General features: G+C 29.4%; 17 protein-coding genes. 3 read left to right on the forward strand and 14 right to left on the reverse strand.

The genetic code is table 11. The annotated features are described in order from the left end of the window. Positions 1 to 52: 52 nt before the first annotated feature. Complete coding sequence (gene carB, locus EG240_RS08165) at positions 53 to 2,902, reverse strand: carbamoyl-phosphate synthase large subunit (protein ID WP_125018898.1); 2,850 nt, start codon at positions 2,900 to 2,902, stop codon at positions 53 to 55. Positions 2,903 to 3,035: 133 nt separating this feature from the next. After that, the gene (gene rpmH / locus EG240_RS08170; protein WP_035665819.1) at positions 3,036 to 3,197 is read right to left on the reverse strand and encodes a 50S ribosomal protein L34; all 162 of its coding nucleotides are present in this window, start codon (positions 3,195 to 3,197) and stop codon (positions 3,036 to 3,038) included. A 253-nt stretch (positions 3,198 to 3,450) separates the two neighbouring features. Here rpmH and EG240_RS08175 point away from each other — a divergent pair, with 253 nt between their 5' ends. From EG240_RS08175 to EG240_RS08185, 3 genes are all read left to right on the forward strand, one after another. Continuing rightward, positions 3,451 to 4,017, forward strand: coding sequence for a DUF2892 domain-containing protein (locus EG240_RS08175; protein WP_125018899.1), 567 nt, complete (start codon positions 3,451 to 3,453; stop codon positions 4,015 to 4,017). A 109-nt stretch (positions 4,018 to 4,126) separates the two neighbouring features. Beyond that, positions 4,127 to 4,561, forward strand: a complete 435-nt coding sequence (locus EG240_RS08180; protein WP_125018900.1) for an FKBP-type peptidyl-prolyl cis-trans isomerase — start codon at positions 4,127 to 4,129, stop codon at positions 4,559 to 4,561. A gap of 102 nt (positions 4,562 to 4,663) precedes the next feature. Continuing rightward, positions 4,664 to 5,107, forward strand: coding sequence for a hypothetical protein (locus tag EG240_RS08185; protein WP_125018901.1), 444 nt, complete (start codon positions 4,664 to 4,666; stop codon positions 5,105 to 5,107). Positions 5,108 to 5,290: 183 nt separating this feature from the next. On the opposite strand, the gene EG240_RS08190 is transcribed toward EG240_RS08185, so the two are convergent. The 12 genes from EG240_RS08190 to EG240_RS08245 all read right to left on the reverse strand — a co-directional run bounded on the left by EG240_RS08190 (position 5,291) and on the right by EG240_RS08245 (position 13,593). After that, a complete protein-coding gene (locus EG240_RS08190) occupies positions 5,291 to 5,770 on the reverse strand; it encodes a hypothetical protein (protein WP_125018902.1) in 480 nt (159 codons plus the stop codon). Between the two features lie 92 nt (positions 5,771 to 5,862). Then, entirely contained in the window at positions 5,863 to 6,282 is a 420-nt protein-coding gene (locus tag EG240_RS08195) for a nucleoside-diphosphate kinase (protein WP_125018903.1), read from the reverse strand. A 124-nt stretch (positions 6,283 to 6,406) separates the two neighbouring features. Beyond that, on the reverse strand, positions 6,407 to 6,745 hold the full coding sequence (locus EG240_RS08200; RefSeq protein WP_235830355.1) for a VOC family protein: 339 nt from the start codon (positions 6,743 to 6,745) through the stop codon (positions 6,407 to 6,409). A gap of 29 nt (positions 6,746 to 6,774) precedes the next feature. Then, positions 6,775 to 7,470: a hypothetical protein gene (locus EG240_RS08205; RefSeq protein WP_125018905.1), complete on the reverse strand. Its 696-nt coding sequence runs from the start codon at positions 7,468 to 7,470 to the stop codon at positions 6,775 to 6,777. 394 nt (positions 7,471 to 7,864) lie between these two features. Beyond that, complete coding sequence (pncB, locus tag EG240_RS08210; protein ID WP_125018906.1) at positions 7,865 to 9,046, reverse strand: nicotinate phosphoribosyltransferase; 1,182 nt, start codon at positions 9,044 to 9,046, stop codon at positions 7,865 to 7,867. Positions 9,047 to 9,145: 99 nt separating this feature from the next. Continuing rightward, a complete protein-coding gene (locus EG240_RS08215) occupies positions 9,146 to 9,358 on the reverse strand; it encodes a helix-turn-helix domain-containing protein (RefSeq protein WP_125018907.1) in 213 nt (70 codons plus the stop codon). Beyond that, complete coding sequence (locus EG240_RS08220) at positions 9,336 to 10,430, reverse strand: serine hydrolase domain-containing protein (protein WP_125018908.1); 1,095 nt, start codon at positions 10,428 to 10,430, stop codon at positions 9,336 to 9,338. The genes EG240_RS08215 and EG240_RS08220 overlap by 23 nt, the downstream gene beginning before the upstream one ends. 3 nt (positions 10,431 to 10,433) lie before the next feature. Continuing rightward, complete coding sequence (locus EG240_RS16835; RefSeq protein ID WP_125018909.1) at positions 10,434 to 10,952, reverse strand: DUF2975 domain-containing protein; 519 nt, start codon at positions 10,950 to 10,952, stop codon at positions 10,434 to 10,436. Between the two features lie 3 nt (positions 10,953 to 10,955). Next, complete coding sequence (locus EG240_RS08230; protein WP_125018910.1) at positions 10,956 to 11,456, reverse strand: DUF2975 domain-containing protein; 501 nt, start codon at positions 11,454 to 11,456, stop codon at positions 10,956 to 10,958. Positions 11,457 to 11,459: 3 nt separating this feature from the next. Continuing rightward, positions 11,460 to 11,996 carry a DUF2975 domain-containing protein gene (locus EG240_RS08235; protein ID WP_125018911.1) on the reverse strand — a complete coding sequence of 179 codons (537 nt, stop codon included), beginning with the start codon at positions 11,994 to 11,996 and terminating at the stop codon, positions 11,460 to 11,462. 3 nt (positions 11,997 to 11,999) lie between these two features. Continuing rightward, positions 12,000 to 12,470, reverse strand: a complete 471-nt coding sequence (locus EG240_RS08240; RefSeq protein ID WP_158612008.1) for a DUF2975 domain-containing protein — start codon at positions 12,468 to 12,470, stop codon at positions 12,000 to 12,002. A 574-nt stretch (positions 12,471 to 13,044) separates the two neighbouring features. Next, the gene (locus tag EG240_RS08245) at positions 13,045 to 13,593 is read right to left on the reverse strand and encodes a hypothetical protein (protein WP_125018913.1); all 549 of its coding nucleotides are present in this window, start codon (positions 13,591 to 13,593) and stop codon (positions 13,045 to 13,047) included. Positions 13,594 to 13,745: the final 152 nt, after the last annotated feature.

Consider the following 13,745-nt stretch of genomic DNA (forward strand, 5'->3'; position numbering starts at 1 on the left):
ATACAAAAAAACCTCGATGTAAATCGAGGTTTTTTAATGTTTTGAAAATGTATTATTTACTTAAATACATTTTTCTTCTTGAATATAATTCGTAGAAAGCGTCATCTTTTAAGCTGTCGATGAATAAAATGCTTTCTCCTGTCGATTTCATTTCAGGTCCTAAAGCTTTGTTTACTTTAGGGAACTTGTTGAATGAGAAAACAGGTTGTTTTATTGCATATCCTTTTAATTGCGGATTGAAAGTAAAGTCGGTAACTTTTGCTCCTAACATTACTTTTGTTGCGTAATTTACATAAGGTTCTCCATAAGCTTTAGCAATGAAAGGAACAGTACGAGAAGCACGTGGATTTGCTTCGATAATATAAACAGTATCGTCTTTAATAGCAAACTGAATATTGATTAAACCTTTTGTTTTTAATGCAATAGCAATTTTCTTTGTGTGATCTTTGATTTGTTGGATTACGAATTCACCTAAATTAAACGGAGGTAAAGTTGCATTCGAATCTCCAGAGTGAACTCCACAAGGTTCGATATGTTCCATGATTCCGATAATGTAAACGTTTTCTCCGTCACAAATTGCATCAGCTTCAGCTTCGATTGCTCCAGCTAAATAATGATCTAAAAGAAGTTTATTTCCAGGAATCGATTTCAATAAATCAATAACGTGTGTTTCTAATTCTTTTTTGTTGATTACGATTTTCATTCCTTGACCTCCTAATACGTACGATGGACGTACTAATAATGGAAAATCTAATTCGTCTGCTAATTTCGAAGCTTCGTCTGCTGTCTGAGCAATTCCGAATCTAGGGAATGGGATATTAAGTTCTGTTAATAATTCAGAGAAACGTCCACGATCTTCAGCTAAATCTAAAGCTTCGAAGCTTGTTCCTAGAATTTTAACGCCCCATTTTTCTAATTTTTCAGCCAATTTTAAAGCAGTTTGTCCACCTAATTGAACGATAACTCCTTCAGGTTTTTCATGCTGAATGATGTCGTAAATATGTTCCCAGAAAACAGGTTCGAAATACAATTTATCCGCAGTGTCAAAATCGGTTGAAACCGTTTCTGGATTACAGTTAATCATAATCGTTTCGTACCCCATTTCTGAAGCAGCCATAACTCCATGAACACAAGAATAATCAAATTCGATTCCTTGTCCAATGCGGTTTGGTCCTGATCCTAAAACAATAACTTTTTTCTTATCTGATCTTTTACTTTCGTTTGAAACATAAACGGTTCCGTCTGGTTTTTGAATTTCTGCTTCGAAAGTAGAATAGTAATATGGTGTTTGAGCTACGAATTCGGCAGCACAAGTATCAACTAATTTATAAACACGATTGATGTTTTGAGTCATACGTAAAGCATGAACTTCACTTTCTAAACATCCTAACATATGAGCGATTTGTCTGTCAGAGAACCCTTTTTGCTTAGCATCTAACATCAATTCTCTTGGAAGTGTTTCTTTAGTGAAGTTTGAAACTTCTTTCTCTAAAGCATACATTTCTTCATATTGTTTCAAATACCACATGTCAATTTTTGTGATATCATGAATCGTAGATAAAGGAATTCCTAATGCAATTGCATCGTAAATAACAAATACACGGTCCCAAGATGCAAATTCTAATTTTTCTAAAATTTGATCGTAATCTTTGTATCCTTTTCCGTCTGCACCAATTCCATTACGTTTGATTTCTAATGATTGTGTTGCTTTTTGTAAAGCTTCTTGAAACGAACGTCCAATTCCCATTACTTCACCAACAGATTTCATTTGTAAACCTAATGTGCGATCTGCACCTTCAAATTTATCAAAGTTCCAACGTGGGATTTTTACGATAACGTAATCTAAAGTAGGCTCGAATAAAGCAGAAGTAGATTTTGTAATTTGATTTTGTAATTCATCTAAATTATATCCTAAAGCTAATTTACTAGCAATTTTTGCAATTGGATAACCAGTAGCTTTTGAAGCTAAAGCAGAAGAACGAGAAACACGTGGGTTGATTTCGATAGCAACAATATCTTCTTTTTCATCTGGAGAAACTGCAAATTGCACATTACATCCACCGGCGAAATTTCCGATACTACGCATCATTTTGATTGCCATATCACGCATTCTTTGGAAAGTTCTGTCAGAAAGTGTCATAGCTGGCGCAACAGTAATCGAATCACCAGTGTGAATTCCCATTGCGTCCATATTTTCAATCGTACAAATAATAACGACATTGTCATTTTTGTCACGAAGTAATTCTAATTCGTATTCTTTCCAACCTAATAAAGCTTTATCAATTAAAACTTCGTGGATTGGAGAAGCTTCTAAACCGCGAGTTAATAAAGTATCGAAATCTTCTTCTTTATGAACAAATGCAGCTCCTGTACCTCCTAATGTAAATGAAGGACGAATTACTAAAGGAAAACCAAATTCTTGTGCGATTTCTTTTCCTTCTAAAAATGATGTTGCTGTTTTTGCTGGTGCAAATGGAATATCAATTCGAGTAAGAAGTTGTTTGAATTGTTCGCGATCTTCAGTTACGTTAATTGCATTGATATCAACTCCAATTAATTTTACATTAAAGTCTTCCCAAATTCCTTTTTCATCAGCTTCTAAACATAAATTTAAAGCGGTTTGTCCACCCATTGTTGGTAAAACTGCATCGATATCCGGATGTGCAGTTAAAATCTCAATGATAGATTTTGTAGTTAATGGTTTTAGGTAAACGTGATCTGCCATTTTTGGGTCGGTCATAATCGTAGCAGGATTCGAGTTAATTAAAATAACTTTAATTCCTTCTTCTCTTAATGAACGTGCAGATTGTGATCCAGAATAGTCAAACTCACAAGCTTGACCGATGATGATTGGTCCAGAACCAATAATTAAAACCGTTTTAATTGAAAGATCTTTAGGCATTTCTATAGAAGTTGTATTATGTTAGCAAAGATAAAGATTCTAAAATTATTATTTGCTTAAAATAATTTTAAAAAGTGTATAAAAAAAGGCGATACAGATAATAGTAACGCCTTTATTTATGATTAATCAATCATTATTTTTTATGTCTTGGTTCGCAAGAAACAGTTAATTTGTGTCTTCCTTTTGCTCTTCTACGAGCTAACACTTTTCTTCCGTTAGGAGTTGACATTCTGTCCATGAAACCATGTTTGTTTCTTCTTTTTCTTTTCGATGGTTGAAACGTTCTTTTACTCATTGCTCTTATCTTTAAATCTTTATAAAATTTTCTTAAGGTCAGCTTTGAAAGCGTGGCTTCAAAACCGAGTGCAAATATACAATTCCTTTTATTACTTACAAATGCTTTTGGAAAAAATATTGATTTTTATTTCAACTAATCTTTTTAAAGCCTCATACTAAGTACATTTCTTTTGATGTTTTTTAGTTGAAGTTTTTTAAGCTCACAAGAATTATTTACATTTGCAAAAATATAAAAATAATCTTTAAAAACTATGCTTAACAAAAATATTAAATTAGCTATCACTGTTTTATTATTAGCAACTGCTGTTTGGCAATTTACAGAACGAAATATTGGAAACGGTATTTTCTTGATTTTAATAGCTTTAATCGTTATGTTGTTTTATTTTAAGAATGAGATTCTGATCATGACTCTTTTTAAATTGAGAAAGCAAGATATGGAAGGTGCTAAGAAAATGTTAGCTAAGATTAAAAATCCTGATGGTGCTTTATTACGTAAACAAAATGGATATTTTAATTATTTAAATGGAATTGTTGTTGCACAAGATAATTTAACGTTAGCAGAAAAATATTTTAAACGCGCTGTTGAATTAGGTTTGAACCAAGATGCTGATATGGCAGTTACTAAATTGCAATTAGCAGGTATTGCATTTTCAAAAAACAAACAAGCAGAAGGTGCAAAATTAATGGCTGAAGCTGAAGCTTTAGACAAACAAAATATGTTAAAAGACCAAATTTTGATGATGAAAAATCAGCTAAAACAGGTTAAAGGACAAAAAGTTCCTATGGGATATAATCACAGCAAAAAGAGAAGTTTTTAATTTTTCTTTAATATATATCTTAATTAAGACGCTTTTTCAGCGTCTTTTTTTTATATGTGATTGCTTTTACTTTCTGATTTAGCTTACTTTTGTAGAAAAGAAATTTAAAATGGGAGTAGCAGATATTTTATTTAAAAGAAAAAAAGAATTAGCAGAGAAAAATCTGAATGAAGGGAATGCTTTTTTAGCTGAAAATGCAAAACGTGAAGGTGTTATTTCATTGCCAAGTGGATTGCAATACGAAATTATAGTTGAAACAACAGGTGATAAACCATCAGCAACTGATATTGTAACTTGTCATTATCACGGATACAATATTAAGAATGAAGTTTTTGATAGTTCGGTTGAACGTGGAAAACCTGCTTCATTTGGGCTTAATAAAGTAATCCAAGGTTGGACAGAAGCTTTACAATTAATGTCTGTTGGAAGTAAATATCGTTTGTTTTTACCAGCACATTTAGCTTATGGTGAACAACAAATTTCAAAAGAAATCGGTCCAAATAGTACATTAATTTTTGAAGTTGAATTATTAGGAATCAATTAATATCTAAATCTGCTTTTTAAGTGGATTTTTTTATGATATAATTATTTTTGCTAATTGGTTTAATTTGATTATATTAGAAATTAATTGTCATATGTTTTTGTTATGAAAGTTAATAGAAAATATAAAAGAAATTTTTGGGCAGATTTTTTAATGATAATCATCATTTTATTAATCTTTGTTCTGATTCCATTCGGTTACACGCCTACATTACAAAATTCGTTTACAAATGCATTGTTTATTATTGCTTTTGGAATTTTGCTAATTTACCTTAAAACTAAATTCTTTTTTGATTGCGTTTCAGTTGATAATAAATTTAAAATAACCTATTATAATAACATGGGGATAGAAAGAAGTTTTTTGATTTCTAATGATTCTAAATTTGTTATAATCAGACGAAATTCAATTTTCGGAAAGAAAATTTCTGTTCGTATTTTTCATACTGATGGAGTAGATACGTTTGTAGTTTTAGATGAAGATGTTATTTCAAAGTTACCAGAAAGTAATTTGGATAATATTTGTGACAAAAATCCATTTAATATCAACTGAAATTTTTATAAAAGAGAAGAACAGGGGAGATGTCTCAGCATTCAAAAAACTCACTAAGAATATTTTTTTTAAAGATATTTTTAGTGAGTTTAAATTTTTTAAAAGTTTGTTTGATGATTATTTTCTGTTACAATAATAGCTGTAAAATCGAAATATTAAGACTGCTTTTTATTTAAACGTTTGTTATTTTATTCTTTCAAATTTGGTGATATTTTCCGTCTTAATATAAGTGCCTTCAGATTCTACTTCAAACATATCGTAAAGATGTAAGCTATTCTCATTTGAAATTAAAATTGTATATGGATATGGATGGTTTTTAATTATTAATTGGTTTCCGTCACGAATATACGTTGTTGTTCCTTCTCTTTCTATAGCTTCGTTATTTGCATTTGCAGGTATGTATGAATAATAAGTTACCGTATTATCAGCTTTAAATTCATATCGTTCAATTACTCCATACATACTTCCTTCTTCTTGATCTAGGTTGTCTATTAAAATATTACCATCCATTTCAATTTTCATGTGAGAAGAAACTCCATTCCATTTTCCTAAAAGAAAATTTTGTTCTTGAACTTTTTCAGTTTCATTGTCTTCTGATGAACATGAAGTTAAAAATGACGCATTAATTAAAAGTAAAGCGGCTAGAATGATTGTTTTTTTCATAATTTAAATTTGTAAAAAGAATTGTATTTAATTATAGAACGAAAAAAAACCACACAAATTGCGTGGTTTTATATTTTAAAGAAATTCTTTAATTAGAATTGCTCTCTTCCTGCGAAATGGAAAGCAGCTTCGATTTCTGCATTCTCATCAGAATCAGATCCGTGAACAGCGTTTTCACCGATAGATTTTGCGTATTTTTTACGGATAGTTCCTTCTGCAGCATCAGCTGGGTTAGTAGCTCCGATTAAAGTACGGAAATCTTCAACAGCGTTATCTTTTTCTAAGATAGCAGCAACGATTGGACCTCTAGACATGAATTCAACTAATTCTCCGTAGAATGGACGCTCAGCGTGAACTTCGTAGAATTTTTTTGCATCAGCAACTGTTAATTGAGTTAATTTCATTGCAACGATTCTGAATCCTCCTTCAGCAATCATGTTTAAGATTCCACCAATACTTCCAGCTTCTACAGCGTCTGGTTTAATCATTGTAAATGTTCTTGTACCTGCCATTTTAATTAAGTTTAATTTGAATGCAAAATTAATATATTTATTTTAATATTATCGAATTAATTCTGATTTTAATCTAGCTGATTATTGTCAAAATTTGCCGATTTCTTTTTGCCTTATTTATAGATTATTTTTCTATATTTTCACCAAATTGTAAAATATACCCGTTATTGTCTTTGATAGCAAATTCTTTCATTCCCCAATCAAAAACTTCTAAATCATATACAATTTCAGTTTCATTTTTTAGTTCTTTCCATAATTTTTCTACTTCGTTTACTTGAAAATAAAACGAACCAGAAAAACCAATTTCAGAATCGAAATGCGCATTCGGATAAGCCAACATAATGTCTGTTTCATCCTTATATAGAGAAGCCCATTGCCAATCTTTATTGAATTCTCTACAAGTAAATCCTAAAACTGTAGTATAAAATGCTACGGTTTCTTCTAAGTTTTTTGTCCATAACATGGGAATAAGTTTGTTGAATTTCATTTTATCTAAATTAAAATATCACTTTCTAGATCAGAATGTTCAATGGTGAAATTAAATCCTAAACGTTCTACAATTTCAATAACTAGTTTTTTATACCAATTTTCTGATTTCGGATGAATGTATAATTTATCAACCATTTCGTTGATATCAATTAGAACTTTTACGCCTTCGTTTACATTCATTTCTAAATGCGAAACATCTGTGATTACTCGAACTTCATGTTCATACTGAAAACTTTTTCGTTTGAATAAAAAAGGGAAAAAATCATCATCAAACGGAATGTGTTCTTTTTTGTAATCGATGTAGTTTACTTCACCAATAAACTGATAGGCTTTGGGTTCTATCATTGCTTTTTTCAATCTTCCAATAGTTGACTGAATAGCCAAACCTTCGTTATTTTTTGTAAAAACTTGCCACATCGCATAACTTTCGTATGAATTGGCGTGCCAACTACTGATCACAATATTTTTACGTTTAGATTTATAAGCGTCTAAATATTCGGGGTTGTCTTCCAAAAGTTTTTTGATTTCTTGATAAGTAGGTTCGCTAAAAGTTCCTTCGTACTGGTCTTCAAACTTATCAGAACGCGACATAAACATGCGCTTAGATAAAAGTAAATCTAAGAATTTTGATAAATCTAAATACTTCCAAATAATGGTTTCATCAGACGGAATATGAAGTTTGGTATTTTCTTGAAACATGTTTTTAGTATTGAGTTAATGGAAAATAGAGAAAAGAAAATAGAGAAATGAAAATAGAGAAAAGAAGCTAGAGTTTTATCTTTCGAACATTCTCTTAGTTAAGTACATAATATTTTTATTTCAATGACTTTCATAGTAAAATTTTGACATGCTAAACATGTTTAACTTCGTTGAGTCATAGCTCGATTCAGTTTCTTATCTTAAAAAAAAATTTTCTTAATTACTTAATGTGATTCCTTGTCAAGCACGGAATGACAGTTTGAAATATTTTTTATTTTTTTTCAAAACTTAATTGATTTTATTTCAACCGATTGAATTATTTTTCTCATTATTCATTTCAACTAATTAAAATTTCTTGATAACTTTAAAACTTTAAGACATTCGACTTTCCGACTTATTTTATATTCAACAATCGAATGGCTAAATCGATATCATTTTCTGTTCCAGTATGTTTTTTAGGTTCGTCAGAAAGTTTAACAACACCCGTCCAATCTGCATTTTCAGGTTTTGCTTCGGTTAGTTTCAAAACAATATTCATTGGTTTTAAACCTACATCGTTTGTTAAATCAGTTCCAATTCCAAATGACATTCCAATTCTACCTCTACAATGTTCGGTAATGCGTTCTACTTTATCGTAATTCAAACCATCAGAAAAAATAATGGTTTTAGTTAGCGGATTAATTCCTAATTTTTGATAATGTGCAATGGTTTTATCTCCAAATTCTAAAGCATCACCTGAATCGTGACGCACACCGTCAAAAAGTTTAGCAAATTTTTTATCGAATTGTTGAAAGAAAACTTCGGTTGTGTAAGTATCGGTTAAGGCAATCCCTAAATCGCCACGATAAACATCTGTCCAATGTTCCAAACCAACGCTATTCGCCATTTTGTAACCATATTTCGCGGCATGAAACATAAACCATTCATGAGCATGCGTTCCAATCGGTTTGGTTTTGTATTTCATTGCCAAATGCACATTACTGGTTCCGATAAAAGTGCCTTCGCCTTTTTCTTTTAAAGTACGTACAACCAAATCATGTATATTAAACGAATGACGACGACGTGTTCCAAATTCGGCAAAAACAATATTTAAGTTTCTGTATTTGGTAATTTTATCTTCAACGGTTTTAATAACCAATTCGTCTGATTGGCGGGTTTGATTGGTTTCTAAATAAAACAATTCACAGATTAAAGCCATAATCGGAACTTCCCACAAAATAGTTCGATACCAGAAACCTTCAATACTCACTTTTAATTCAGTTCCGTTTTGTTCTATCGTAACTTCAGTCGGATCATATGTGTAGCCTTGTAAAAAATCTAAATAAGTTGGGTCAAGATACGGACAGGTTTCTCTAAGGAATTCTTTTTCTTGTTTGGTTAATTTAAGATTCGCCATTTCATTTATGGCTTCGCGTAAACCATTTGAAAAATTTTCTGGAAACTCATGTTTACCACGATTGATAAATTGATAACGTGCTTTTGCATAAGGAAATAATTTTATTACCGCATGTTGCATCGTAAATTTATAAAAGTCATTATCTAAGATAGATGGTGAAATTCTATTATTATCTAGCATATTTTTCTGAATTTACATTAAAGATAATCATTCGATTTGAATATCGTTTATATCTAAAAGTAAATTCTTTTAAAAAAGAAAAACCTGCTGAGAAGCAGGTTAATCATTATCGGGAATAAATTCTAAAATATCACCTGGTTGGCAATTTAATTCTTTACATATTGCTTCTAAAGTAGAAAAACGAATTGCTTTTGCCTTCCCAGTTTTTAAAATGGAGAGGTTAGCAGTTGTAATTCCGATTTTATCGGCGAGTTCTTGCGATTGCATTTTGCGTTTCGCAAGCATTACATCAAGGTTTACGATTATAGCCATCAACTATTTTTTTAAGTTGCATAAGTAATTCTTGTTGCAATTGATAAATCGCATTTACCTGATTGTCTTCTGCAGCATTTGCAAAAATAGTAATTCCGATTTGTTGTTCCGGTAATAAAATAGCATGTGTGTAAAAAGTTCCTGTACTTCCGTCATGAAAACTTAAATTTTGACCGTTTTGTTTTCCATTTCCCCAACCGTAACTCATGCCTTCTTTTTCGTAATGCATCTTTTGAAACGATTCGTTTTTGTTATTTATTTCTTGAATGTGTTTGTAAAGCCAAGCTGAATAATCTTCGATATTCATTGATAAATCGCCAGCGGCTAACATATATTCAGGTAAATTGTAATCGTGAGTTGGAGATAAAGCCGTGAATTTGTTGTTTTCTGTCCAATGTCCCCAAGCATTTTTCGTGTCTTTTTTGTTTGGAAATCCAAAGCTATAATCCCAATTATTTGATTTTAAATAAGAAGATAAAATCTCTTCAAACGATTTGTTTTCTACTTTTTCAATCATCATTGATGCTAAAACATAACCCGCATTTGAATATGTTCCTTTTTCTGTTGTTGGGAGTTTTAATAATTGTTCTGCGAATTCAATTCTTTTCTCAGATGGATTTTCTTTTGTAATTTTTATCAATTCCATTTGCAAACCAGAAGTGAATGGTTGTACTTGAGCTTCGTGTGCTAATAAATCGGCTAAAGTAATTTGGTGGTAAACTTTGTTTGATTCGTTTTTTAAGTTCGGATAAACATCAAAAAATTTCGTTTCTAAACTTAATTTGCCATTTTCAATAGCTTGAAAAACTAAAAACGAAGTGAACGCTTTTGTATTTGAACCGATATGAAATAAAGTTTTCTGATTTATTTTTACATCACTTTCATTTGAAATCGTTCCTGCAACACCATAATAAATGGTGTCTTGATAGATTGCAGCTGCAGCTAATCCAGGAATTTTTGATTCCAAAATTTTCTGTTCAAGTATTTTGTTGAAAGCTGTATTTTGTTTGAATTCTTGTGCCATTGGAAGTTGTGAAATGAAAAGTACACAAATTGAGAATATTTTTTTCATGAGTTATATTGTTAGTTCGTTTTCTTGTTTTTGTTGAAGTCCTAATTCAAAAGCTTTGCCTATGCATAATAAAAGTAAACCTATCATACATTTATAGAATGTGGCTAAGAAAACGTCAATTATATTAATATCTGTGAGTAAGTTGATTGTATAGTTGTTGTTTATGAATAGTAAGATATATTCGCAAATAACCTGCTCTATAATATAAATTGAAATAAAAAGATATCCAATCTGCTTAATGTATTTCGAGTTTGTCAATGAAAAATATTCTCTTTTTGTAAAATTATTTACTAATGTTCTCATTTTCTTTAGCATTATTAGATATAACGGCACAGCAATTATCGCAAAATAAAATTCGATTGAAAACATATAATTAAAATCTTCTCCAAAGTCTGTTTTTATTGCGTTCGTAAATATTGGAAAAATATCAAACCATAAGAAACATAAAAACACAAAAAATAAGCTAAAAAAGATAATGAAGAAATAATAGTTTGCTGATAATAATATTTTAAGTAGTTTCATAAGCTATATCGTTAGTTCGTTTTCTTGTTTTTGTTTTAGAACTTCTTTTAGAATTACTGCAAATGCATTAAAAATAGTTCCTAGAAACATGAAGAATAGAGGATGAATATTAAACCAATAATTTGGAGTTTGGTATAATTCAGACGGTTTTACAAATCTTGTCGTTAGAATTGCTATGGCACTTAAAACGTATAAAATGGTACAAATATTTTTTAATAAATTAATGATTTCATTACTATATATTGTTCCGTTTTTGAACTGATTTGAAATTTTAAAGAATAAAAAAACAGGGATTAATAAAGCAATATTTAGCAACTGATAAGTTGTTGCTATGAATTTATCTGTTTGTGTATAGAATTGATATTTAAGAGAACTGAATGCAGAAAATTCAAGTTGAATTACATTCCAAATGTTTAGTATTTCAAGAAATGAATAAATACAATTTGCGAGTACTAAAACACCAATTAGGATTGTGTAAGTTTTTAAGGTTCTAAAATCTTTCATAAGTTATATAGTTAATTCGTTTTCTTGTTTTTGTTTGAGTGCTTCTTTAAAAACTTGACTCAATACCAAAAAGAAAAATCCGATTATTAAACTTCCTAATGGTGAATCTAATTTTTCTAAGACAGAACTCGAAAAATCCGTTGAATTGGTAATATCTTTTGCCGAATGAATTGAGAATATTTTTCCGAGGATTAGAATAGCTATATAATTCGTTATAAAAATGATTCCAATTTTTTTAAATCGTTTTATAATTGATAAATCAAAAAAGATTCGTTTTTCAAATTTTCTAACACATAAATTAAATAAGGTGATTGCATAAAAATACAGTACATAAATACCTAAACAAAGCACCATAAATGTAAGTAAATATGTTTTTTGTGAATCTTTATGAATTTCTTTTCCCATAAATTCAATAAACCAAGTTTCACTATAACTAGAAGTAAATTCACTATAAACCAATATTCCAAAGAAAATGGTTAGTAATAGCATACTTGCCCACAGGAAATGTGATAACCAACCAAATATTTTTAATGTTCTCATAAGTTATATCGTTAATTCGTTTTCTTGTTTCAGTTCGATGTTCTCTTTTTTTTGGTTTTTGGCTATTTGAAATACTTTGCTCATTACAAGAAAGAATAATCCGATGATTAAACCATTTAGTGGAAAGTTTAATAGGTTATTATCAAAACCAAAATCTATTTTTATATGTTGTTTAAAAAAAGGGATGATTAATGAATTAATTATATTTCCCAGAATATATATGATTCCCATTGTTTTAAAATTTATTATTACTCTATCTGTAAAAAAGTTGAAGTTTAAGAAAGAGGTAATATTTTGTTTAAATAAAAAAATGGAATATGTATAAGTTGAGTAAAAAATAAAATTAAAGAATAGAATCAAATATAATAAGTCATCATTTTTAGAGGAAAAAGTTGTTGTAGTTTTTATTCCCAAATCAATGCCAAATAAAAAAAAGGTGTAAATAACAAAAAATATTGTTCCTATTCCTAACATAGAATAAAAAAGTATTGTAATAATTAAATCAAGTATTCGTATTGTTCTCATGTTTCGTTAGTTAATAATTTATTATTGACAAATATAAATAAATTATCGAAAAACAATAATAAATTAAATAAAAAAAATCACTCAATTTTAATTCCTTTTTCGGCTATATCAATCATTTTTGAGAAGAGAATGGTCTTGAAATTAGAAATATAATTCTGATTTTCAGGTTATATTTTTACTTTTCTGGAAGTTTTGTTTTAGCTTATAATTCTAGATTTCGGTTTTCTGATGATTTGGGTATGTTCAAATTGTGTCTGATTATCTTAATCAAATTTATCAAATTTTCTCAACCAATATAAAAATGTACTTCTAGATTCAATGCTATAATTACGAAGAGTATAATTGACAATCAATTCTAGAGATTCAATTTCCTTGACAATATTGATTTTATAGTTTATGTGTAATTCCGTTTAATACGTTTTACATAATTACTTGATTCTTCTATGAAGACTTTTTTGTAATCGTTATTTCAAGACGGGATATTTATTCCAATAAAATTCAAGTAAATATGAATCGAACGACCTTATTTTCGCTTGTATTCATAAGTAGAATTATAGCTATAACCTGCAGCAAAAATTATCAAAAAGGCACCATCATTACTTACTGCTTCATTAATTAATAGATTTCCATTTTTGGTTAAGCCAATACGTCTTTTATTGTTCGAACAGCCTCCAAAAAGATACGGTACTCCATGACATTTCAAATATTTATTATCTAAATAAAACATGCCTTTTCTGTATTTTCCTGATAGAAAAGTGTCTTTAATTACGTTTGTGTTTTCAAGAATTTTGATGCGTAATCGATTCGGATTTTCGAGTTCTAAATTTAAAGTATAATCATTTTTACTATTTCTAATGGAATCAAATTTTTTACTGGATTTATAATCCATATTTAACATGAAATCATAGGCATTATTTTTTACTAAAGAATCTGGGATTGTATCATTTGGTTTTTTACTTCCAGAATTTGATATTCTTTTTACAGGATGAAAGGTGTAATTTCCGCTTAATTTTTTGATGTTGTTTTCGGTTAAATATTCACTATCTTTTCTGAATCTTTTTTTAGAAAACATGGCACAACTTTGAACCAACAAAGCGATTAATATCAGGAAAAATATATGTTTTTTTCGATTTATCATAAAAGGTTTTATTTCTAAAACGTTTTTAATGAACTTTTTATTATTTAGAATGCTTTTTCAACAAGAAAATCCCTTCTTAATAGAAG

The organism is Paenimyroides tangerinum (genome assembly GCF_003865405.1).
GTDB lineage: Bacteria > Bacteroidota > Bacteroidia > Flavobacteriales > Flavobacteriaceae > Flavobacterium > Flavobacterium tangerinum.

Excerpts from the sequence above, each read along its gene's own strand:
- EG240_RS08245 (WP_125018913.1), bottom strand. The coding sequence starts at position 13,593 with ATGTTTTCTAAAAAAAGATTCAGAAAAGATAGTGAATATTTAACCGAA.
- EG240_RS08235 (WP_125018911.1), bottom strand. The coding sequence starts at position 11,996 with ATGAGAACATTAAAAATATTTGGTTGGTTATCACATTTCCTGTGGGCA.
- EG240_RS08215 (WP_125018907.1), bottom strand. The coding sequence starts at position 9,358 with ATGGCTATAATCGTAAACCTTGATGTAATGCTTGCGAAACGCAAAATG.
- EG240_RS08220 (WP_125018908.1), bottom strand. The coding sequence starts at position 10,430 with ATGAAAAAAATATTCTCAATTTGTGTACTTTTCATTTCACAACTTCCA.
- EG240_RS08205 (WP_125018905.1), bottom strand. The coding sequence starts at position 7,470 with ATGTTTCAAGAAAATACCAAACTTCATATTCCGTCTGATGAAACCATT.
- EG240_RS08195 (WP_125018903.1), bottom strand. The coding sequence starts at position 6,282 with ATGGCAGGTACAAGAACATTTACAATGATTAAACCAGACGCTGTAGAA.
- EG240_RS08230 (WP_125018910.1), bottom strand. The coding sequence starts at position 11,456 with ATGAAAGATTTTAGAACCTTAAAAACTTACACAATCCTAATTGGTGTT.
- EG240_RS08180 (WP_125018900.1), top strand. The coding sequence starts at position 4,127 with ATGGGAGTAGCAGATATTTTATTTAAAAGAAAAAAAGAATTAGCAGAG.
- EG240_RS08190 (WP_125018902.1), bottom strand. The coding sequence starts at position 5,770 with ATGAAAAAAACAATCATTCTAGCCGCTTTACTTTTAATTAATGCGTCA.
- pncB (WP_125018906.1), bottom strand. The coding sequence starts at position 9,046 with ATGCTAGATAATAATAGAATTTCACCATCTATCTTAGATAATGACTTT.
- rpmH (WP_035665819.1), bottom strand. The coding sequence starts at position 3,197 with ATGAGTAAAAGAACGTTTCAACCATCGAAAAGAAAAAGAAGAAACAAA.
- EG240_RS08175 (WP_125018899.1), top strand. The coding sequence starts at position 3,451 with ATGCTTAACAAAAATATTAAATTAGCTATCACTGTTTTATTATTAGCA.
- EG240_RS16835 (WP_125018909.1), bottom strand. The coding sequence starts at position 10,952 with ATGAAACTACTTAAAATATTATTATCAGCAAACTATTATTTCTTCATT.
- EG240_RS08240 (WP_158612008.1), bottom strand. The coding sequence starts at position 12,470 with ATGTTAGGAATAGGAACAATATTTTTTGTTATTTACACCTTTTTTTTA.
- EG240_RS08200 (WP_235830355.1), bottom strand. The coding sequence starts at position 6,745 with ATGTTATGGACAAAAAACTTAGAAGAAACCGTAGCATTTTATACTACA.
- carB (WP_125018898.1), bottom strand. The coding sequence starts at position 2,902 with ATGCCTAAAGATCTTTCAATTAAAACGGTTTTAATTATTGGTTCTGGA.
- EG240_RS08185 (WP_125018901.1), top strand. The coding sequence starts at position 4,664 with ATGAAAGTTAATAGAAAATATAAAAGAAATTTTTGGGCAGATTTTTTA.